Genomic DNA, 21508 nt, shown 5'->3' with positions numbered 1-21508 from the left:
TTGCGGTTTCTTCTGATATAAAATCAGTTAACTGTAGCGTTTACCAAATCAGGATCGTTTAAGTAATAAATTTCTTTAGACATGAAAAAAGTATTACTTATATTATTTATCAGTATTTCCGGACTCAGCATCTCTTGTAAAAAAAGTAAGGCTGATCCAGCTCCGGGTCCCGGTGAGATTTACGGCAAATGGCAACTTACTGAAACCAGGAATTATGGTACAGAAAAAGGCAGTGGCAAATATCAAAAAGAAACCGGTCCGGCAAAGTACCTGACCATTGATAAATCTGGAAAAATAGAAGGACTTGGCCTGAGACAAGAAGTATTGAGTTACAAGGTTGTGGACAGTGTAAAACTGGAAATTACCTATAAGGATCATCCTAGCCCTCAAATCGTCTCCTACACGGTCAACGCAAAAATTTTAGAACTTAGTCCGCCATGTGTAGAAGGATGTAATTTTCGGTTTATAAGACTTTAGAAAATTAACCGAAAGCAATCTTTAATAAAAAAGCGGCTGTGTTTATGAACAAATTCATAAACACAGCCGCTTTCAATTTTAAAACCTTATTGCCTGTTTTAAAAATTTACCGCATGGTCTTCCTGGTACATGCCCCCTGACCAGGCCTTTTTCCCTGACCAGTCTTCTGCCGGACTTGTCCAGAAAACATCATCCGCAGGTAAGCCTAAAGGCAAAAACCCCACACTGCATAAATATAAACTTCCGGTACTGATATAGGTTTCTGCAGCCTGTGGCTGATGTCCGCAGAACCCCAGCTGTAACCATCCTGTTTTACTAAACGTACCTTTCATTTCGAATTGTCTTTTCATAACCGCCGTGAGTGCAGAACGAACCTGCGCCGGACTGATCATCTTTGGCAACTGACCATTCCATGCCAATTGTGCCAGTGGCTGGAAAGCCCCCACCCGATAAACCACAGACCTTCCGATTGCCGGATAAGTCGCTTCAGGAGAGATCATGCGCTCCTGACAGGCGGCATAACGCTGCATTCTTTTCAGCATCAGCTCATATTCCTCTGTTTTCGCCAATCCTTTTTCTACCAGAACTTTCAGAATATCCACCAGCATGGGCTGGATCACAAAGCCATTGTAATAGTCAAAATGAAACTTCTCACCATCGCCATACCAGCCATCCCCTTTGTACCATTCCTTATGTTTGTCAATGGCATAAGTTACCCGTTCCTGCTCCCATTCTGCACCAACTTTCAATAAAAATACTTCTACCATTGCCGAGAACAACAACCAGTTGCTTGGTCCGGGTTTAATCCAGCGAAGGCTTTTCAATGCACTGATGACCTGCTTTTTCCCCTCCTCCGGAAGCGGTTCCCAGAGTTGTAAAGGAGCGCGCAAAAGAGCGTGCGACAAAAATGCCGCATCGACAAGCAATTGAGATTCTCCCCTTTTTACAAAATCGGTATAATCAGGAGAAGCCGGATTAACGATATTCAGAATGCTCTTTCTCGCCATTTCCGCGAACTCGGCCCTCTTTTCACCTTCTGCACTTTGATCAGCAGGTAAAGACAGCCATCCTGAAATTCCTGCCAGCGTACGCCCCAATGCTTCAAGATAAGTAACCTCTTCTACCTTCTTTCCATAACCCACAGGTTTTTCCAAAGGCATATTTTTCTTTAACTCCCCTTTGCTCAGGTTTTTCAATACCGGCTCTGCAATGCGGGTCATCAGTGACACCCAATACTCCCGGTCCGACTTTGCAGGTATGAAAGTCTCTGGAATGGCAGCGATGGCCTTACCCGGACTTACAAACCCGAACAATCCGGCTAAAGGGGCAATCTTAAAAAAGTTTCTTCTTTTCATTAGAATATATTTGGTTGTTTTCGTATTAACCCATGATCAGCAAGGCAAAGGACCATGCTTTAATTTTCAATTTCATCATCAACATTAGTTTACTTTTCCTGCAGGTCTTCTGTTGGCCCCGATACGTTTCGTCAGGTCATCCCCCAGATCCTGCCTTGCTTCTTCTGCATATCCTTCGATTTTTTTAACGATCTCCGGATAGCTCGCCTGTACATCATATTGTTCTCCCGGATCGTGAGAAAGGTTGTACAAGGCCATTTTCACCGGAGCATCAGGTGCAGGTCCCGGATATCCGTTTTTACCCGGTAATCCGGCAGTATATGTTCTGGAGCTATGCGGAAAGACCAGCTTCCAATTTTGATAACGCACTGCTTTCAGGTTATTGACGTCATAATAATAGTAAAACACCGTTCTTGGTCCCTGCTCTGTTTTCCCGGTTAAGAGCGAAGAAAAATCCATTCCGTCGATTCTGTTTTTTGGCAAAGCCGCTTTCGTGATGGAAACGATCGTTGGTAATAAATCGATATTAACCATCAGCTGGGAGTTGACACTTCCTGCCGCGATTTTCCCTGGCCAGCGGATGATACAAGGTACTCTTGTTCCGCCATCCCAGGCCGTTCCTTTTCCTTCTCTTAAACCTCCTGAAGAGCCCGCATGATCGCCATAGTTTAACCATGGGCCATTGTCGCTGGTAATGATCAGGATCGTGTTTTCAGACAATTTCAGTTCGTCCAGGCGTTTCATGATCTGTCCTACCGACCAATCCAGTTCCATCACGACATCTCCAAACAGTCCTTGTTCACTTTTCCCCCTGAACGCCGCAGATGCTGCTAAAGGAACATGTGGCATCGGCTGTGCAAGGTATAGGAAAAAGGGTTCATTTTTATGACTGCTGATGAAATCAACCGCTTTCTTTGTTAAGGTTCCAGTGAGTTTTCCCTGGTCTTCCAGGTTGTCATTATAGGCCACAACACGATCTCCCTCCAGAAGGGGCAAACGTGGATACTTTCCTCTGTAAGTACTGGAATCCAATGGTTTTCCATCGTATCCTACCGGCCACATGTCATGAGAATATGGGAGGCCGTAAAAACTGTCAAAACCGAAATGCACAGGCAGGTAAGGTGCTTTTGAGCCCAGGTGCCATTTGCCCAGCATCCCTGTTTTATATCCTGCCTTTTTCAATAAGGAAGCAATTGTTTCTTCCGAAGTACTTAAAGCCGTTTTGGCTTCAGGACTTAAAGCATGGGCCAGGCTCAGTCTGGTTGGATAACATCCGGTTAACAATGCCGCTCTGGAAGGACTGCAAACTGCCTGCGCTGCATTAAAATGAGTCAGCCGCATTCCTTCTTTTGCTGCCCTGTTAAAATTAGGCGTTGGAATACCCGTCATCCCATAAGGTTCTGTATCTCCGTAGCCCATATCATCCATGTTGATGATGATGACATTGGGACGGCTCGCTTTTTTGTCTTGTGCGTGCATAGAAAGCCCTGACGTGAGCATTCCTATCAGAAGTAAAAGCCTTTTCATGCGCTTATCTCCCCATCCATCCGCCATCTACCGTCATCACTGTCCCATGCATGTAGTTGGAAGCTTCAGAAGCCAGGAAAACAGCCGGCCCTTTAAAGTCTTCCGCTTCTCCCCATCTTCCGGCAGGAATGCGTTCCATAATGGAGCGGCTTCTATTTTCATCAGCCCTTAAAGCCGTGGTATTATCGGTAGAGATATAACCCGGTGCAATGGCATTCACATTCACCCCTTTGGAGGCCCATTCGTTGGCAAAAGCCTTCGTCAGCTGACCAATCGCGCCTTTACTTGCCGCATATCCCGGAACGGTAATTCCGCCCTGGAAAGTAAGTAAGGAAGCGGTAAAGATCACTTTTCCACTCCCTCTCAAAATCATCTCTTTTCCAATTTCACGGGTCAGGATAAAGGGAGCCGTCTGGTTTACCGCAATCACCTCATCCCAATATTCGTCTGAATGTTCTGCAATCGGCTGTCTAAGGATCGTTCCGGCATTGTTTACCAGGATATCAATCACCGGATGCGCTGCTTTCACCGTTTCAATAAAGCTTTTCAAAGAATTGCGGTCGTTGAAATCACATTGATAAGCGGAGAAATTCCGGCCCAATGCTTTTACAGACTGCTCAACGGCACTATTTTCCAGTTCCAGGCTTGCAGAAACCCCAATGATGTCTGCTCCTGCTTCTGCAAGGGCTTCGGCCATTGCCTTACCAATTCCACGTTTACAACCGGTAACCAAGGCTATTTTGCCTTTTAAATTAAATAAATTCAATACTGACATATTTTATAAGTTTATTGAACAGTTACTTTTAGTGGCTGTTCCAGTGCTTGTTTAAAATTATTCAGGTAATCAAACCATGCGGCTGCAGTGGTGATTTCCTGTGCTTTGTTCCATGCCGTGCCATTGTAATACACGATCGCTGTTCCGTTTTTTGTACTCGTCTGGGTTAACAATTGTTCATTGCTCACCTTCATTTTCAGTTTAGGGTCAGCTACGATGGTACCGACTCCGGTGATGCCATCTGCGCCATGCTGAGGCTCCCAGTATCCCATGATCCCTTGTTGCTCATCCAATAAAAGCTTTCCGGGTTCTGCCCTTTTGATGATGCCCACCACGACTGGCAAGTCATCTGTCCCTGCATATTCATAATTCGCTTCCACCCTGTTCAAATGAGAACCGGCATCCAGTGAAATCGTTTTGGTCACTTTTACCGATTTTCCATCCACATCCCAGTTGTCGTAGATCAGCTGGAAGGTAAAGCGCAAAGGTCCCTGATCCAGGATTTTCCAGTTGCGGTAATTCATCGGGTAATAGATTTTATCTTTCACAACAGGCGCAATATCACCTCCACCCAAAGTAAGGCCGACATGGTAATAGTCGTTGCCATCCCCATGGTCTACATGGTATTCTCCTCTTTTATAACGCTCATTCAGAATCATCCTGCTGGTCCGTTTACCCCAGATGTCTACGCCATAAGCCATTTCTTTTGGGGTCGCTTCCAAAGCTTTGCCATACATTCTGAAGGCCACTTTATCATTTTCCCAGGCAAAATCATCTTTACGTTCCGGCACATAACGGCCGAAAGTCTTCTGAACAGCCTTAGCCGCTTTCCCCGGAACAATGGATAGTTTAACAGCAGCATTTGGCGCCACATCCAGTTGAACCAGCAATTGCTGAGGATCGGCCTGTCCTTTATAGATCAATTGAAAAGGGACTTCCTTCCGGGCAGCATTGAGGACTTTAAAATTTCCCGTATCAATGCCCGGGAATTTAGAAAGTATGCTTTTCCAGGAGATTGCCGTTACGGCTCCCGTTCTTTTAATTTTTGAAGTATTCTGAATGCTGACGATCGCTTTGCCATTTTTTGTTTGCGCAGAAAGCACAAAAGGCAAGGTCGCACATGCACACAAAAACAAGATTATTTTCTTCATTGGTTCCTACAGTTTAAGTTGATAAGGCTGCTCAGAAGATTCCGGGCAGCCTTATGAATGATTTATCTCAATTCGGTGATGGCACAATGGTCCATATCTCCGTAATCCAGGTTCTCTCCCGCCATGCCCCAGATAAAGGTGTAATTGCTCGTTCCTGCTCCGGAGTGGATAGACCAGTTCGGTGAAATGACCGCCTGCTCATTTTGCATCCAGATGTGTCTGGTTTCCTGAGGTTGTCCCAGAAAATGACAAACACTTTGTCCTTGTGGCACTTCAAAATAGAAGTATACCTCCATCCTGCGGTCGTGGGTATGTGCCGGCATGGTGTTCCATACACTGCCGCTTTTCAGCTCCGTCATTCCCATTTGCAGCTGACAGGTAGGCAGCACACTGTTCACGATCAGTTTATTGATCACCCTGTGGTTGGCCGTTGCTGCCGAACCCAATTCTACCACTTCCGCTTCTGCTTTAGAAACTTTCTTTGAGGGATACGTTTGGTGTGCCGGTGCAGAGTTAATATAGAATTTTGCAGGAGCATTGGCATCGGCCGAGCTAAAACTTACTTCCTTTGTGCCTTTCCCCAAGTATAAAGCTTCTTTGAAATCGATTTCATAACTCGTTCCATCAGCAACTACAGTTCCTTTTCCACCAACATTGATGATGCCCAGCTCTCTTCTTTCCAGGAAATAGTTTGCCTTCAGGTTTTCCGGATTAGAAAGTAATACCGTTTCCTTTACCGGCATCACACCACCAAAAATATAGCGGTCGTAATGAGATAAAGTCAGGTGGATGGCATCCGCTTCAAAAAGCTTTTCCATCAGGAAGTTATCGCGTAAAGCCTGGGTATCTAATTGTTTTCCTTCATTAGGGCTCAGTGCGAACCTGCTTTCAAAATATGTTTGCATCTTATGTTTTTTATGTTGTTAATGTTATGTTTTCGCCCCTATTCTTGCTTAATTAAACTAAAAAGTGATTTTCAGGCGTATTTTTAGTGTTTTATTGGATGTTTTATGATTTTAAGTACCAGTTTTTATAGCGGTGTAAAGCTTCCAGGAAGTAGTAATCCGCATAAGTTAAAGGCACATCAATTTCTGATTTATGAGGGATAGAACCTACGCTATGCATCAATAGAAAACCACCATTTTCTCCAAGTTTAGCACGGTAAGCATCTGAAGCAAGGGAGCGGATCATCTTTTCTGCTACAGCCACATACATTTTACGGTCTTTTTTATCCGAATATTGCGCCAGTTCCAATAAAGCAGAAGCATTTACAGCAGCTGCAGAAGCATCGCGAAGTGCATTCGGAATTTCCTCCGCATCAAAGTCCCAGTAAGGAACCAGGTCTTTCGGCAGGTGTGGATTGGTCAGGATAAATTTGGCTATATTTTTTGCCTGGGTCAGGTAACGTTTGTCTTTCGTAAAACGGTACATCATCGTATAACCATACAGTCCCCAGCTCTGTCCTCTGCTCCATGCCGATTCATCAGCAGCTCCCTGAGCCGTTTGTTTCTTTACAACTTTACCCGTTTTCATGTCATAATCTACGACGTGATAAGAACTGAAATCCGGACGGAAATGGTTTTTCAAGGTCGTGTTTGCATGGGTAATCGCAATCTCTTTATATTTTTTATCCCCGCCATGGTCGCTCACCCAGCTCAGCAATTCCAGGTTCATCATGTTGTCGATGATCACCGGACCGCCCCATTTTTTATTGGCATTCCAGGATTGGATCACTTTCGCTGCAGGGCGATATCTGGTCGTTAGCGAAGCCGCAGCAGTATCAATCGTGGCTTTATCTTCCGGTTTATTAAAAAGACGGTAGGCATTTCCAAAACTGCAATACATCATGAAACCAAGGTCATGGTTACCGGTATAATGCTTTTCTTTTTCCAGGATGCCAAGGCGGGCATTCGCTTCTTTCAGGATCTCTGCATCTTTGGTATACTCATAGATATATAAAAGGGTTCCGGGATAAAAACCACTACACCACCATTTGGTATCACTCGTTTGCACTTTATCTGTCTTGGCATTATAGGTCTGAGGCATTACATCTGCCGGAACATTTTTGGCCAGTACCTTGTATTGCTGCTCCGCAAATTTAAACTGTTCATCAATCAACTGCCCCATTCCAATCTTTCCCGCATCATTCTGGGCCATCGTGACCATGCTGTTCATCATCAAACAGCTAAAAAAAACTACAAGTTTCCGCATAATCAATTATTTATTTCAAATTTTATATTAAACACATTATTCATTGCCCCTTAAGAGGACATTCTTCTGATCAGGTCTACCGGAATCACATAAGGTCTGGCTTTGACCTCCGTGTTTTCATGTCCGTTCTTCAGTAAATCCATCAATACTTCTACAATCTTTTTGCCTACCAAACCTGGATGCTGTTCAATCGTGGACAAGGAAGGGGAAATGATCGAGGTCCTGGGATCATTGGAATAGCCGATCATTTTCAGCCCATCCGGAACAACAATCCCATTCTCTTTTGCAAATTCCAAAGCGGCGATGGCCGTCACATCATTGGCCGCAAACAAAGCGTCAGGAACCACTGGTCCTTCGAACATCCTTGTCATCGCTTCCCTGGCATTTTCATGCGTCAGTTCCTGATGAAACACCCAGTCTTCATTAACCGGAAGCTGGTGTTGCTCCATCGCCTTCCGGTATCCTGCCGTCCGGTCCTGGTAAAGGTTAGAAGTCAGTTTTCCGGAAATGTGCGCAATTCTTTTGCAGCCCGTTTCGATCAGGTGTGAAGTGGCCAGATAACCGCCTCTGAAATCATCTCCTTTAATAAAAGTAGCATTGTAAGGATCGAGCGGAACACGATCGTAAAAGATCACCGGAATTCCGCTGTCTACCAATCTATTGAAATGACTAAAATCTGTAGTTTGTAAGGTACAGGCCACGATCAATGCATCTACTCTCGAAGAATATAAGATCTCTGCCAGCTCCTGCTCCATCGTCAGGAGGTCATTGGATTGACAAATGATCAGGTTGTATCCATGTTTATGTAAGCTATTCTGAATGGTAGTGATGACTTCCGCATGAAAAAACATAGAAATACGGGGAACGATCAGTCCGACCGTATGGGTTTTATTGCTCCTCAATCCGGAAGCCATCTGGTTTCTTCTATACCCCAGTTGAGCCGCCATCTTCAGGACATCATTTTTCGTTTTCTCTTTTACATGAGGATGGTTATTCAGCGCCCTTGATATTGTTGCCGGAGAAAGCTTTAAAGCTTCCGCAATGTCAAGAATCGTGTTCTCTTGTGGTTTTTTGTCCTTATTCATTAATAAAATTGAAACTATTGGAAATTAAACAAAGGCAAGCTAGTCATTTCTGCAACAAAATGAAAACGTTTTCAGTAATTTAAAGGTGACAATATTTCCTTCATTATTTTGGCAATATATTAAGCGCAATTGACGCTGTTTCCGTAAATCCCCGTTCCCTTAAGATCAGGGCCAGAACGACCATACCAACGTTTTACCAAGGTTTTCATAATTCAATAAAAAAATCTACCTTCCATTTTTTATAGGAATTTTCCAGCTATGCGCGTAGGCCTTTTTATCCCCTGTTACATTGACCAGTTTTATCCGAATGCGGCAATTGCCACTTTGAAACTCCTGCAGAAATTGGGCGTTAAAGTGAGTTATCCCATTCATCAGACCTGCTGCGGGCAACCGATGGCCAACTCCGGATTTGAGCACCTCACGACCGGCTGTAATGATCTTTTCATTAAAAACTTTGCGGAGTTTGATTACATCGTCTCTCCTTCCGGGAGCTGCGTTTTACATGTTAAAGAACACCTGCACAGTCATGAGGAGGAAGAAAAGGCGGTCAGCGTCCGTAAAAAAGTATATGAGCTGACAGAATTTCTAACCGACATCTTAAAGGTGGAGCAGCTAACCGCACGTTTCCCTCATAAAGTAGGCGTACACCAAAGCTGCCATGGTCAGCGCGGATTAAAGATGTCGCAGATGACAGAACTCGTTGCCGCTCCATTTTCAAAACCGATGCAACTGCTGCAAATGGTGCAGGATCTGGAACTGGTAGAATTGAGCCGTCCGGATGAATGCTGTGGTTTTGGAGGTACCTTTTGCGTAGCAGAAGAAGCGATCTCCGTGAAAATGGGGAAAGACCGCGTGGCTGATCATGTCAGCCATGGTGCCCAATACATCACCGCGGCAGACATGTCCTGTCTGATGCACATGGAAGGAATCTTACGCCGCCAGAACAGCCAGGTGAAGGTTTTACATATCGCTGAGATCTTAAATGCAGAAGAAGTTTAAACAGATGAACACAGGAACAAAGGACCACGCAGGATTAGCCGATATATTTAACGAAGATGAAGCACGTGTAGACTGGCATGATGAAACCCTTTGGTTTGTTCGTGCCAAACGGGATAAAGCCGCTCATACCCTTCCGGAATGGGAAGCACTCCGCGAAAATGCTTCGCAAATCAAAGACAATGTACTTTCCAACCTGCACGATTACTTATTGCAGTTTGAAGCTAAGGCGCAGCAAAACGGCATCACCGTACATTGGGCTGCCGATGCAGAAGAACACAACCAGATCGTCCATTCCATCTTAAAAGCAAAAGGCGTTACCCGGATTGTAAAAAGCAAATCCATGCTAACGGAAGAATGTCACCTGAATGAGCACCTTCAAAAGAGCGGCATCGAAGTCATTGATACCGACCTTGGCGAGCGCATTGTTCAGCTCGCGGAAGAACCACCAAGTCATATTGTATTGCCCTGCATCCATAAAAAGAAAGAAGAGATCGGGGAATTGTTCCACGAACACCTCGGCACGCCTAAAGGGGAGTCAGACCCTCAGTTTCTGACTGCCGCCGCCAGGGTTCACCTTCGGGAAAAGTTCCTGACCCGGAAAGCCGCCATTACCGGTGTCAATTTCGCCATTGCCGAAACGGGAGAATTTGTCGTTTGTACCAATGAAGGAAATGCAGATATGGGAGCACACCTTTCTGAGGTACACATTGCCTGCATGGGCATTGAAAAGATCATCCCGAAAAGAAAACACCTGTCGGTATTTTTAAGATTACTTGCCAGAAGTGCGACCGGACAACCGATCACCACTTATTCCAGTCATTTTAACAAACCCAGAGCCGGACAGGAAATGCACCTCGTTCTGGTAGACAATGGACGGACCAAACAACTGGGAAGAGCAGATTTCCGCAATTCCCTAAAGTGTATCCGTTGTGGAGCCTGTATGAACACCTGCCCGGTTTACCGCAGAAGCGGCGGACACAGTTACCATACCGCCATTGCCGGCCCGATAGGTTCCATCCTTGCGCCTAACCTGGACATGAAGGAATATGCAGATTTACCCTTTGCCTCTACGCTTTGCGGTTCCTGCACCAATGTATGCCCCGTAAAGATCAACATCCATGAGCAGCTGTATAAATGGCGACAAGTCATCGTAAAAGAAGGTTATGCCGACACGAAGAAAGCAGTAGCCATGAAGGCGATGGACTTCACCTTATCCAGTCCTTTCGTCTATAAAACCGCAGGAAAAGCTGGCCGTTGGGTGATGAAAAATATACCTTTCCTGGTCAACAATAAGCTCAATGCCTGGTATAAACAACGCGATATGCCGGAGCCACCAAAACAGTCTTTCAGTGAATGGTACAAGAAAAATAACAATGAATAGCAGAGCAGAGATCCTTTCCCGCATCAAAGAAAATCAACCGGAATTAACCAGTTTACCTGCTGAATTAACAGCCCCGCTGCAATATGCGGATCCTGTAGCCATGTTCAGTACCGTGCTTGGCAACATTGGCGGAACCGCAGTTCCGGTAAGCAGTTATGAAGAGATTCAGGACTATATAAAAACACATTTTGCAGATCAAAAAAGGATCATTTCGACCCTGCCGGAGCTTTCCGGCGTTACAGAAGCAGGATGGGAAGGACAAGATCCGCACAGCTATGAAGACATAGACATCGCCCTGATCAAAGCCCATTTTGGGGTCGCAGAAAATGCCGCGCTCTGGGTAACAGAAGAGTTAATGCAACAAAGGGTGATTCCTTTTATTTGCCAGCAGTTGGCTGTGGTGGTTCAGCAGAAAGAGATTTACTCCAATATGCATGAGGCCTATGGACAGGTAGCCGATGCGGTGTATGGTTTCGGAACGTTCATTGCAGGGCCTTCAAAGACGGCTGATATCGAGCAGTCGCTGGTCCTGGGTGCCCATGGGCCAAAAAAAATGACGGTCTTTATTATGGCTGACAGTTAAGCTCAGTTCAGCTCTACCACAACCAGCTCATTGCCATACAAATCCAGACAATGAAGAAAGCGGAAGCTATCGCCCAGCATGGGTTTCTTACTGATCTGCACTTTATTCACGATCAGCTGCTGGTAGAGTTCTATGATATCGGAGGTATAAATCACCATTAAGGGTGCGCCTCCGGTCTGATGACCAACTTTTTGCTGCTGCTCCGCTCCTGTTGCCAGCATCAGCCAGATGCCAAGCACGTTTTCCCCCTTTGTGCCCAAATGAAGGTACCGCTCTCCCTCAGGCGAAGTCGTATCAAACAGGCGATGAAAGCCAAAGTTCTTTTCATAAAATTTTGCAGCGGCCTCATAGTCATTGACCAAAACGATCATTCTTCCTAAATAATTTTTCATCTGTATATCTTGTTTTCCGAGGGTGATGAGCCGATCATGCTTTCATCATGATAAAACTAGCGATTTAATTTTTCTTTAAAAAAAATATTTAGCGATCCTTTCCCTTAAAAGAACGGCTTGTAAAAAATAGAAATGAATAATCAGGAGATGGGAAAGATATTTTTAGTATCCGGCTTGGATCGGTAAACTGAAGAAGAAAACACTTCCCACCCCAGGCTCACTTTTCAAACCGATCTTCCCGTCGTGGCGGGCGATGATGTCTGCACAGAGGTACAGGCCGATGCCAAAACCCGAAGCATTCTTTACCTGGAGATCATCAATCCGGTAAAAGCGGTCAAAGATCTTTTTAGTATGGTTGTTGTCGATTCCAATTCCATGGTCTTCCACCGCAACCAGGACCTCCTGATCTTGTCGTTTTGCCGTCACCAATACCTTTCCTCCCTGAGGAGAATATTTAATCGCATTGCTGATCAGGTTGTCGATCACTTGTGTAATTTTATGACGGTCTGCGTAGATTAAAGGCAGTTCTTCCGCCTCAAAAGTAACGGGATGATTTTTCTCCTGAAACAGGTAATCACTGGCCACATCAGAAATGATCTGGTTCAGGTCGATCAGTTCCCTGGTCAGCTCTATTTTATTCGATTCTATTTTAGAAAGGTCAAGGAAGCTATAAACCAGCTTCGTCATCTTATTGATCTGACCTTCTATCCTCGTTCCAATGCTGCTTACAAAAGTCGGATCAGACACCCCTTTCCCTGTTTTAAGCAATTGGGCATAGGCCTTTAAAGAGGTTAATGGCGTTTTTAACTCATGACTAGCGATGGCAATAAAGTCGTTCTTTTGAATTTCCTCATGTTTGCTTTCCGTAATGTCCATGACCGTCCCCAACATCCTCAATGGTGTCCCCTCTTTGCTGAACAAGACTTTTCCCATCACTTTAATCCAGTAAATAACTTTGTCCGGGCGGATGATTCTGGCCTGATAATTATACTTCCCGGAGATCAGCGCAGTTTGAAAAGCGATTTCTACCGCTCCGGTATCTTCAGGGTGGATGAAAGCGCGAAGTTGCTCATGAGTCAGGTTAGTAACTCCCGGATACCCAAACAGGTCTGCCAGACTGGAAGAATAAATGATCTCCCGCGTTTGAAGGTCCAGGTCCCAGCTTCCTATTCCTGTGGCTTCAGATGCAAGGCGGAGTCTCTCCTCTGCATTTTCAATATTTTTTCTCGTCAACACCTGCTCTGTCACTTCATTTGCCAGGGAAAGCATGCCTGTAATTTCTTTCTTCAGTCCGTAGACAGGTTCCAGGTTCAGGTCAAAGTAATACGTTTCCATTACCCCGTTACGGTCGTAAGTCACAGGCGATTCTTTGCTGAGATAAGGAATACCTGTTTCGACCACCTGCTTATAGATTTCCCGGTAACCGGCTTCTTGTAAAGAAGGAATCAGGTCAAAGATGGAATGTCCAAGAACCTCTTCGGGTGCACCTTTGTTCCACATTTTACAAATGGCTTCATTGGCATATTCGATCACAAAATCGTCTTTTGAATATAAGGCAATCCCCATTGGTGCCTTCAAAAACATCTTGTTTAAGCGTTGCTGCTGCAAAACCAGGTTCTCTTCTGAAGTCGCAGCCATTTCTTTCAGCATCACCTGTGCCGTAACGTTACTGGTGGTATTCACGATATAGCTCACTTCTCCAGCTTCGTTGAAGATGGGCTGATTCGAGTTTGACCAATAAAAAGGTTCCATCTTACCGGTTTCACTGGAATAGATGTCGTATTTATAAATGGGAAGGTCTACTTTCTTTTTGGTTTTCATCACCTCTGTGATGGCCGACAACGCACGTTCCTTCCCTGAAGGATCTTTTGTATTGTCCGGAAAAACATCAAACAGGTTTTTTCCGAGCAATTCCCCCCTGCTTTTCAGCGAAATGTCTACAAAGCGGTCGCTGACTGCGAGAATGGTAAAATAAGGAGCATTTGCCTTAATCACAACAGATTGAGGAGCGTCTTTAAAAAAAGACTGAAACATCGCTCCTGTGTATAGAGAATCGTCCAAATCTTTTGAGTAACCATTATTCATATCTGTTGAAATTAACCTTTAAATCAGGTCTGGAGAAGTACAATTTTTATGCCCATGTTTCTTTTAAGCACGAAATAAGAAGGAAGTATTTTCAATAATGTCTTTTATCACTAAATGCTCCGCTATCGTTAACAATATCATAATCCAGACCTTAAGGCCCGATAACATCTCAAACCTACTTTTGTCGGATTGGAACCACCATAAATTTTATAATCAAGCCACATTTACTTACCTAAAGAACCTCCTTTTATGAAAAAAAACTTACTATTTGGTTTAATGTTACTCGCCTTCCTGGGTTGCAAAAAAGACACCGTTAAGACACCGGAAGAAACACCGGAAGTCATTGTTAACGAAGATCCTGCTACTTTTGCAGAGATCGGCAGCCTGGATATCGGCGATGAAGGAGCGGCAGAAATTACAGCCTTTGATCCGATCACAAACCGTTTATTTGTGGTGAACAATACCGCAAACAACAACAGGATAGATGTGATTGATTTCAAAGACCCGAAAAACATGACAAAGATCGGGACCATCAGCATCGCTCCATATGGCGGCCTCGTGAACAGCTTAAGCGTGCACGATGGAAAGCTTGCCGCAGCCATTGAAGCGGTTAACAAAACAGAAAATGGCAAAGTAGCTGTTTTTAAAACGAGTGATTACAGCGAAGTCAAAGTGATCACGGTAGGTGCACTTCCGGATATGATCACCTTCTCTCCTGATGGAAAATATATACTAACTGCCAATGAAGGTGAGCCAAGTGCAGATTATACCGTAGACCCTGTTGGTACCGTTTCCATCATTTCCGTAAATGAGAATTACCTGGTCAACACCCTTAATTTCGCTGGCTTTTCCGGACAACAAGAGGCATTGGCAAAAAAAGGCTTCCGCATTTTTGGTCTTGGTAAAGACTTCCTGAAAGACATCGAACCGGAGTACATTACCGTTTCTGAAGATTCAAAAACAGCTTGGGTAACCCTACAGGAAAACAATGCCATCGCAAAGATCAATATTGCCACGAAAACCATTACAGATATCTTCCCTTTGGGCTTCAAGGACTACAATACAGACGCAAACGGAATCGATCCAAGTGATAAAGACAAGGTGACCACCTTAGGAAAATGGCCAGTGAAAGGCATGTACCTTCCTGATGCCATCGCACTGCTAGAATCCGGAGGAACACCATATTTGTTCACTGCAAACGAAGGTGATGTGAGGGAATATGCGGCAGCTCCCTTCCTGGAAGCAAAAAGAATCAAAGATGTAAAGCTCGACCCAACCGCATTCCCTACCGCCAGCCTGTTGCAAAAAGAGGATCAACTGGGAAATCTCAACATCACGACGACTATGGGAGATACCAATGGAGACGGCATCTTTAAAGAACTGTATTCCTTTGGTGCACGCTCATTCAGTGTATGGAACGGCAATAGCGGTGCGCAGGTGTTCGACAGCAAAAACGAACTTGAAGTAAAAGCCATCGCTGCAGGTTTTTACGACGATAAAAGAAGTGACGACAAGGGTGTAGAACCGGAAGGCATAGCGATTGGCTCAGTAGGTACTAAAAAACTAGCCTTCGTTGGGATGGAAAGGGCGACTTCTGTCGCGACCTATGATGTAACCAATCCTTCAGCCCCTGTTTTTCTTCAGATATTAAAAACTGGTGTAGAACCGGAAGGGGTACTTTTTATCTCTGCCAAAAACAGTCCGACGAAAAAGAGTTTGCTGATTGTCAGCAGTGAAAAAGATGGTGTAGTCAAAGTGTACACGCCAAAAACGATATAAATCACTTGAATTTAAAAAGGCAATACCAGATTTGGTATTGCCTTTTTTTATCGCTTATACTGGTACAATATCCTGGACTAAGAAAGGGCGCTGATTAGCTTTGAACCAGGTTCTCTTAGCAGAAACCAATGCACCATCTCTTCTTTGATCACTTTCTGATAAAAGCCCAAACGTTCCAGGGTCTTGGTAGAACCTTCATTCACGTGCATACAGCGGGCGGTAATGACCTTCACCTGCCGTTGCTTAAATGCCCACTTGATCAGTGCTGCTCCGGCTTCAACGGCATAACCTTTGCGCCTTGCTGCATCAACAATGCCATAACCAAGGTCTACTGATCCTTCCAGATCCGGCTTCCCTTTAAAACCGATATCCCCGATGATTGCTTTACTGTCTTTCTCAACGATCAGCCAGGATTCAAAACCCGATGGCTCCTCCACCAACTCCAGATTGGTTACAATTCTGGGCAACGTTTCCAACATGTCTTCATCAGGCCAGCCCTGATTAAGATTCAGCCCCATATCCGACAAGATCGTGTATCGTTGATTCAGTACTTCCTCTGCAATGGGGATCGTAAATGGAATTAAGTAAAGACGTTCTGTAGTTATCTTCTTGATTTTCATAGTGATTGAGCGCTCAATATTAAGAATATTTTTCTTCCTTAAACTATAGAATCAAAAACTTATTTACAAATAAAAAACATCACTCAATTGAAATTGCAGAAGATTATGCCGATTTTGGCCAGCAGCGCCATAAAAAGAAGAGATATGAAAATTTTTGCAGAAACAGAACGGATCATTATGCGGGAGCTCCTATTATCTGACAGTCAAAAAATGTTTGAAATGGACTCAGATCCTGAAGTTCATCTATATCTAGGAAACAAACCTTATACCCAGCTTTCACAAAGCGAAGAAAACATCCGGTTCATCAGACAGCAATATGAAGAAAACGGCATTGGCCGATGGGCAGTTATCGATAAAGAAAGTAATGAATTTGTAGGTTGGGGTGGTTTAAAATTCATCACTACAGAAACCAATAACCGCATTCATTTTTATGAAGTAGGTTACCGCTTTCTTAAACAACATTGGGGCAAGGGTTATGCCACCGAATCGGCTAAGGCAGCCTTGAAATATGCTTTTGAGGCGCTTCAATTAACCCATGTCTATGCCATGGCACATGGAGAAAATGCAGGTTCAAGACATGCCTTGCATAAGTCCGGGCTTAAAATCACGGAACAATTTGACCATGAAGGGATCACCTGCGACTGGTTTGAAATCACAAAAGAAGACTGGTTAAAAAAACAACATGAAGGATCATAAAACCATTATAGCGGCTGCCCAATCCATTTCTAAACGAGGTGACGTGGCCGCCAATACCGAAAGCCACCTGCAACTGATTGCGCGCGCAGCGCAACATCAGGCAGGATTGATCTGCTTTCCGGAGTTGTCGTTAACAGGATATGAAATGGACCTGGCCGATGAGCTGGCATTCTCCTTAAATGATCAAAGACTGGAAGTTTTCTCTCAGGCAGCCCGGCAACACGACATGATCATCATCGTTGGGGCACCAGCACGGTCTGATTCCGGTCTTCATATCGGTTCCTTCCTCTTTTATCCGGATGGAAAAACAGACTTATACACCAAACAATTTCTTCATCTGGGTTCTGAAGATGCTTTTTTCACCGCTCAGGCAGATCAGAAAGACGTCATCATCCATCTGGATGAAGAAAGAATTTTCTGCGCCATCTGTGCCGATCTGACGCATCATGAACATGCAGCAAAGGCTTTTGAAAGCAAGAGCAGTATTTATTTCCCGAGTGCACTGATCAGTAAAAAGGGTTATGCAACAGACGCAGCCTTCTTAAAAAGTTATGCCTCAGAATTTCAGCTGACCGTGATCCTGTCCAACTATGGCGCCCCTTCCGGAGGTTACGATGCCGCAGGACGGAATGCCATCTGGACTGCCGGTGGAACGCTCCTGCATGAAGTGGAAGGAACAGGTGAAGCCCTGCTCATCGCCACAAAAGAAAATGGTGTCTGGTCTGCAAGAACAGCAAACTAAAGCAACAGGTCTTAAATCTTTTTTAAGGCCTCGTTTAATGCTCCAATCGCCATCAACACATCGTTTTCTGTAGTTCTCCAGTTCACAAAAGCAGCCCTGATCGCATGCTTCCCGTCGTAAACAGTGGGCGTCATAAAGACCACTCCCTGATCATTCAGGATCCTCAGAAATTCAAAGGCCTGATCCGCTGCTCCTTTCAGCGTAAAGCAAACCGTATTTAACCGTACCGGAGCCAAAAGCTCAAAGGCATCCTCTTTTTCAATAAAATCTGCCAGTTGCTCTGCTCTGGCAATACAGCCTTCCACAATATCCTGGTATCCTTTGGCACCATAAGCTTTCAGGGAAAACCAGGCCGGCAAAGCCTTCAAACGCCTGGAATTTTCAGGTAAGAAATTCAGGTAGTTAAAGTTGTCCAGGGGATCTCCAAGATAAGGAGCATTGGAATTTTGGAAACTGGCCATCTGCAACAGGCGATGTTCTTTTTTAACCAGGAAAAAGGCATTCTCATAAGGAACATTTAACCATTTATGGCAATCTACTGTGATGCTGTCTGCCTGCTCCCATCCTTTTAACAGATGCGCATAAGCCGGGGCACATGCCGCAAAAGCACCAAAAGCTGCATCGATATGCCACCAGAATTGATAGCGCTCCCTTAATTTAGAGATCGCTTCAAAATCATCAAAATCTACGGTATTTACCGTTCCTGCACTGGAAATCAGAATAAAAGGTGCTCCTTTTAATTCCAGCATCTGTTTTTCCAGATCGTTCAGATCCATGGCCTCCCTGTTGCCGGGCATCACCTTTACTTTGATCAGGTTCTGACTCCCCAATCCCAATAAAGCGAGTGATTTTACCGCAGAAGAATGTGGCATTGCCGATAAGACCTTCAACGTCCCGGAAACCCCGGTTTTAGCAATGTCTTCTCCCTGTTGTGCACCAAGCCATTGTCTGGCGACAGCCAGACAGCTGAAATTAGACATCGTTGCACCGGTTACAAAACCACCAAGATAGGCCTCCTCCGGAAGTCCGAGTAATTGCAGCAGCAACCGGACGGTTTCCAGTTCAATATTGGCAGAAATGTCTCCCTGTCCTTTAACCGTCTGGGTATTCTGATCGTAAATCGTAGCGAGCCAGTCGCCTGCAATGGCCGCCGGAGTTGATCCTCCGGTAACGAAACCCCAATATCTTGGGCCGGTAGAAGCCACAATAATAGCATCGAAACGGGATTTAAATGCGGCGAGCGCAGCAAGCGTACCTGAACCTTGTACTTCCAGATCATCGTACTGCATCGGCTCAGTGTTTGTACTTGTTCTCCTGTCGTTGATTCCATTTAAAAATTCCAGCCCCTCGGCTTTCACCTGATTTAAAATCAATTCCAGGTCATTCAGGTCCCCTTTTAAAATCTCGTTCATGTTATTTCTTGTTAATCGATAACACAAATTTTCAACAATAAATCTGCATAAAGACCATGCAGATTTATTTATTTTGAGGGTGACAGTTGGAAGAGGTAGAATTAAAAAACGTCGTCAATGATCTGCACTTCGTTCTTTAGAATTTTGGAAATCGGGCAGGATTGCGCGATTTTCAGCAGCCTGTCTTTTTGTTCAGCCTCCATCGGCTGGTTGAAAAAGATGGCCCTTTCAATGGTGGTGACTAGTTTTCCTGCTTCAATTCTCTGGAAGAGGTTTGCTTTCACCGTAATTTCAGGAACGCTCCATTCCTTACGGTCAATATACATGCGAAGGGTAGCGAGGGTACAACTTGCCAGGGAGGACAACAATAGAGTGTAAGGATCAGGCCCAAGGTCCTGTCCGCCTAAACTTACCGGCTCATCCGAAAGTAATACGCCATTTCTCCATTCTATTTTCGTCTGGTATTTGATCTCAGCAATGCTGGCCACCAAAGGTTCGGTCAGGATATATTTTTTTTCCATTTTTGTAAAAGCGTCTGTTCGTTTTTATAGGACTCGTTTTATAGGTCATTGCCTCAGCAGGCTTATCAGGCCTATTGAGGCAATGTGTGTATCATTTATTGACGGTGATATTCCGGGTCCAGCTGTTTGCGGTATTCCGGATGTTTCTTGATGAATCCGGAAACAAAAGGGCAATACACCATGACCGGTTTATGTTGCTCAGCGGCATACTGAAAAGCATACCTTGCCAATGCAGAAGCAATGCCTTTACCTTCCATTTCTTTAGGCACCGTGGTGTGCATCATGGCAATATCTTTCTTATACAAACGATAAGAGAGGATCGCTTTCTCCCCATTCAGGGCAACTTCAAACTGAAGCTGTTCTTTATTATGTGTGACTTCAAAAGTTTCAGACATCTGTATTTCAATTGGAGTGTTAAACCTCTTAATGAGGTTTAACACTTGGGTCTAAAATTCTGTTCCATTCCGGGTGGCGTTTCAGATAAGCCGCTACCAGCGGACAGATGGGAATAAGTGTATATCCGTTTTCTTCAAGATAAGCCAGGGTTTTCTCGATCACCGCTGTTGCGGCCCCTTTACCCTGCAATTCGGCAGGAGCTTCTGTATGAATCAGCCAGATCTTTTTATCGTGCTCCTTATAGTCGATAAATGCAGTATACTCACCTACCTTTAGTTCAAAACGTTTCTCCTCTGAGTTCTTAACCAGGGGAAGTACTTCATATTCCTCATTCATATCTTTAAATATTAATTAATCTGCTAATACACCAAATTTACCCATATTGAAATCAACGATAGCCTGACTGATTTCTTCTTCTGTATTCATTACAAAGGGACCATAACTGACGATAGGCTCATTCAAAGGCTCCCCACTCAATACCAAGATAACACTTTTCCGGTTGGCCTTAAGGTGAATTTCCTCTCCTTCGTTTCTGAACAAGACAAAGCTGTGTTCTCCGGCAATCTCTCCATTCACTTCGACGCTTCCATTGACCACCAACAATGCGGTATTGTGTCCGGCCTGGATGCTGGTACTCACTTCTCCACCTTCATTCAACTTGATGTCAAACAAATTCACCGGGCTGTAAGTTGCTGCAGGACCTGCCACACCATTAAAGTTTCCGGCAATGACATTCACTACGCCTGCATGATCCGCCAATTCTATTTTCCCCATTCCCGCAGCAGTCAACTCCTGATAATGTGGCGTAGTAGATTTGTCTTTTTTAGGAAGATTTACCCACAATTGCACCATTTCAAAAGGACCACCTTTTTTAGAGAAGGCTTCTTCATGGTATTCTTTGTGCAGGATTCCATTTCCTGCGGTCATCCATTGTACGTCTCCGGAATTGATGATTCCTGAGGCTCCGGTACTGTCATGGTGTGCAACCGTTCCTTTATAGGCGATCGTTACCGTTTCAAAACCTTTGTGTGGATGGACACCGACTCCTCTCATGTGATTTGAAGGACCGAAATCATATTCAGGATTAAAGTCCAAAAGTAAAAACGGACTTATTCTCTCCTGAGGAATGCCTGCTCCGGGGATATAATTAAATACCCTGAATCCATCACCAACCATATGTGGTCTGCCAGAATTTGTCACGATTTTTTCAATTAACTTTTTCATTTTGTTTCTCCTTTTTTTAGGTAATCACCCAAACAATATTCTTTGTTTGAATTATTGTATACAAAGATACCCAAGCGCTGCGACCCCCACATTGATG

At 44.5% G+C, this 21508-nt stretch carries 22 protein-coding genes; 7 read left to right on the top strand and 15 right to left on the bottom strand.

Annotated features, from left to right (window positions below; genetic code table 11):
- The first annotated feature begins 81 nt into the window (after positions 1–81).
- Positions 82–477, top strand: a complete 396-nt coding sequence (locus tag AAFF35_RS07725) for a hypothetical protein (RefSeq protein ID WP_342331851.1) — start codon at positions 82–84, stop codon at positions 475–477.
- Positions 478–575: 98 nt separating this feature from the next.
- Here AAFF35_RS07725 and AAFF35_RS07720 read toward each other — a convergent pair whose 3' ends face one another.
- The 7 genes from AAFF35_RS07720 to AAFF35_RS07690 all read right to left on the bottom strand — a co-directional run bounded on the left by AAFF35_RS07720 (position 576) and on the right by AAFF35_RS07690 (position 8581).
- A complete protein-coding gene (locus AAFF35_RS07720) occupies positions 576–1832 on the bottom strand; it encodes a DUF2264 domain-containing protein (RefSeq protein WP_342331850.1) in 1257 nt (418 codons plus the stop codon).
- Between the two features lie 84 nt (positions 1833–1916).
- Positions 1917–3359, bottom strand: a complete 1443-nt coding sequence (locus tag AAFF35_RS07715; protein WP_342331849.1) for a sulfatase — start codon at positions 3357–3359, stop codon at positions 1917–1919.
- A 4-nt stretch (positions 3360–3363) separates the two neighbouring features.
- The gene (locus AAFF35_RS07710; RefSeq protein WP_342331848.1) at positions 3364–4134 is read right to left on the bottom strand and encodes an SDR family NAD(P)-dependent oxidoreductase; all 771 of its coding nucleotides are present in this window, start codon (positions 4132–4134) and stop codon (positions 3364–3366) included.
- 11 nt (positions 4135–4145) lie between these two features.
- Positions 4146–5285, bottom strand: coding sequence for a DUF4861 family protein (locus AAFF35_RS07705; protein ID WP_342331847.1), 1140 nt, complete (start codon positions 5283–5285; stop codon positions 4146–4148).
- Between the two features lie 62 nt (positions 5286–5347).
- Positions 5348–6190 carry a 5-dehydro-4-deoxy-D-glucuronate isomerase gene (kduI, locus tag AAFF35_RS07700; protein ID WP_342331846.1) on the bottom strand — a complete coding sequence of 281 codons (843 nt, stop codon included), beginning with the start codon at positions 6188–6190 and terminating at the stop codon, positions 5348–5350.
- A gap of 103 nt (positions 6191–6293) precedes the next feature.
- The gene (locus tag AAFF35_RS07695) at positions 6294–7496 is read right to left on the bottom strand and encodes a glycoside hydrolase family 88 protein (RefSeq protein WP_342331845.1); all 1203 of its coding nucleotides are present in this window, start codon (positions 7494–7496) and stop codon (positions 6294–6296) included.
- 50 nt (positions 7497–7546) lie between these two features.
- Positions 7547–8581: a LacI family DNA-binding transcriptional regulator gene (locus AAFF35_RS07690; RefSeq protein ID WP_342331844.1), complete on the bottom strand. Its 1035-nt coding sequence runs from the start codon at positions 8579–8581 to the stop codon at positions 7547–7549.
- A gap of 258 nt (positions 8582–8839) precedes the next feature.
- Here AAFF35_RS07690 and AAFF35_RS07685 point away from each other — a divergent pair, with 258 nt between their 5' ends.
- From AAFF35_RS07685 to AAFF35_RS07675, 3 genes are read left to right on the top strand one after another with little or no spacing between them, the layout of a single operon-like run.
- On the top strand, positions 8840–9580 hold the full coding sequence (locus AAFF35_RS07685) for a (Fe-S)-binding protein (RefSeq protein ID WP_342331843.1): 741 nt from the start codon (positions 8840–8842) through the stop codon (positions 9578–9580).
- 4 nt (positions 9581–9584) lie between these two features.
- A complete protein-coding gene (locus AAFF35_RS07680) occupies positions 9585–10961 on the top strand; it encodes a LutB/LldF family L-lactate oxidation iron-sulfur protein (protein ID WP_342331842.1) in 1377 nt (458 codons plus the stop codon).
- Positions 10954–11544, top strand: a complete 591-nt coding sequence (locus AAFF35_RS07675; RefSeq protein WP_342331841.1) for an LUD domain-containing protein — start codon at positions 10954–10956, stop codon at positions 11542–11544. The genes AAFF35_RS07680 and AAFF35_RS07675 overlap by 8 nt, the downstream gene beginning before the upstream one ends.
- A gap of 2 nt (positions 11545–11546) precedes the next feature.
- Here AAFF35_RS07675 and AAFF35_RS07670 read toward each other — a convergent pair whose 3' ends face one another.
- Positions 11547–11936 carry a VOC family protein gene (locus AAFF35_RS07670; protein ID WP_342331840.1) on the bottom strand — a complete coding sequence of 130 codons (390 nt, stop codon included), beginning with the start codon at positions 11934–11936 and terminating at the stop codon, positions 11547–11549.
- Positions 11937–12098: 162 nt separating this feature from the next.
- Positions 12099–14021 (bottom strand): ATP-binding protein, encoded by a 1923-nt coding sequence (locus tag AAFF35_RS07665; protein ID WP_342331839.1) that lies wholly within the window; start codon positions 14019–14021, stop codon positions 12099–12101.
- Positions 14022–14270: 249 nt separating this feature from the next.
- Here AAFF35_RS07665 and AAFF35_RS07660 point away from each other — a divergent pair, with 249 nt between their 5' ends.
- Positions 14271–15800 (top strand): choice-of-anchor I family protein, encoded by a 1530-nt coding sequence (locus AAFF35_RS07660; RefSeq protein WP_342331838.1) that lies wholly within the window; start codon positions 14271–14273, stop codon positions 15798–15800.
- A gap of 77 nt (positions 15801–15877) precedes the next feature.
- Here AAFF35_RS07660 and AAFF35_RS07655 read toward each other — a convergent pair whose 3' ends face one another.
- Positions 15878–16420 (bottom strand): GNAT family N-acetyltransferase, encoded by a 543-nt coding sequence (locus AAFF35_RS07655; protein ID WP_342331837.1) that lies wholly within the window; start codon positions 16418–16420, stop codon positions 15878–15880.
- Between the two features lie 144 nt (positions 16421–16564).
- On the opposite strand from AAFF35_RS07655, the gene AAFF35_RS07650 reads away from it, so the two are divergent.
- Both AAFF35_RS07650 and AAFF35_RS07645 read left to right on the top strand, forming a co-directional pair.
- Complete coding sequence (locus AAFF35_RS07650) at positions 16565–17116, top strand: GNAT family N-acetyltransferase (RefSeq protein ID WP_342331836.1); 552 nt, start codon at positions 16565–16567, stop codon at positions 17114–17116.
- A complete protein-coding gene (locus AAFF35_RS07645) occupies positions 17103–17858 on the top strand; it encodes a carbon-nitrogen hydrolase family protein (RefSeq protein ID WP_342331835.1) in 756 nt (251 codons plus the stop codon). Before AAFF35_RS07650 ends, AAFF35_RS07645 begins: the two co-directional genes overlap by 14 nt.
- A gap of 11 nt (positions 17859–17869) precedes the next feature.
- Here the strand turns inward: AAFF35_RS07645 and AAFF35_RS07640 are convergent, their stop codons facing one another.
- The 5 genes from AAFF35_RS07640 to AAFF35_RS07620 form a co-directional block, all read right to left on the bottom strand.
- The gene (locus tag AAFF35_RS07640; protein ID WP_342331834.1) at positions 17870–19270 is read right to left on the bottom strand and encodes a pyridoxal-dependent decarboxylase; all 1401 of its coding nucleotides are present in this window, start codon (positions 19268–19270) and stop codon (positions 17870–17872) included.
- A 101-nt stretch (positions 19271–19371) separates the two neighbouring features.
- Positions 19372–19791, bottom strand: a complete 420-nt coding sequence (locus AAFF35_RS07635) for an OsmC family protein (protein WP_342331833.1) — start codon at positions 19789–19791, stop codon at positions 19372–19374.
- 95 nt (positions 19792–19886) lie between these two features.
- A complete protein-coding gene (locus AAFF35_RS07630; protein WP_342331832.1) occupies positions 19887–20186 on the bottom strand; it encodes a GNAT family N-acetyltransferase in 300 nt (99 codons plus the stop codon).
- 28 nt (positions 20187–20214) lie between these two features.
- Positions 20215–20523, bottom strand: coding sequence for a GNAT family N-acetyltransferase (locus AAFF35_RS07625; RefSeq protein ID WP_342331831.1), 309 nt, complete (start codon positions 20521–20523; stop codon positions 20215–20217).
- A 15-nt stretch (positions 20524–20538) separates the two neighbouring features.
- Positions 20539–21411: a pirin family protein gene (locus AAFF35_RS07620; protein WP_342331830.1), complete on the bottom strand. Its 873-nt coding sequence runs from the start codon at positions 21409–21411 to the stop codon at positions 20539–20541.
- Positions 21412–21508 lie beyond the last annotated feature (97 nt).

Source organism: Pedobacter sp. FW305-3-2-15-E-R2A2, from assembly GCF_038446955.1.
Classification (GTDB): Bacteria; Bacteroidota; Bacteroidia; order Sphingobacteriales; family Sphingobacteriaceae; genus Pedobacter.
This window is presented reverse-complemented; position numbering and strand designations above follow the sequence as displayed.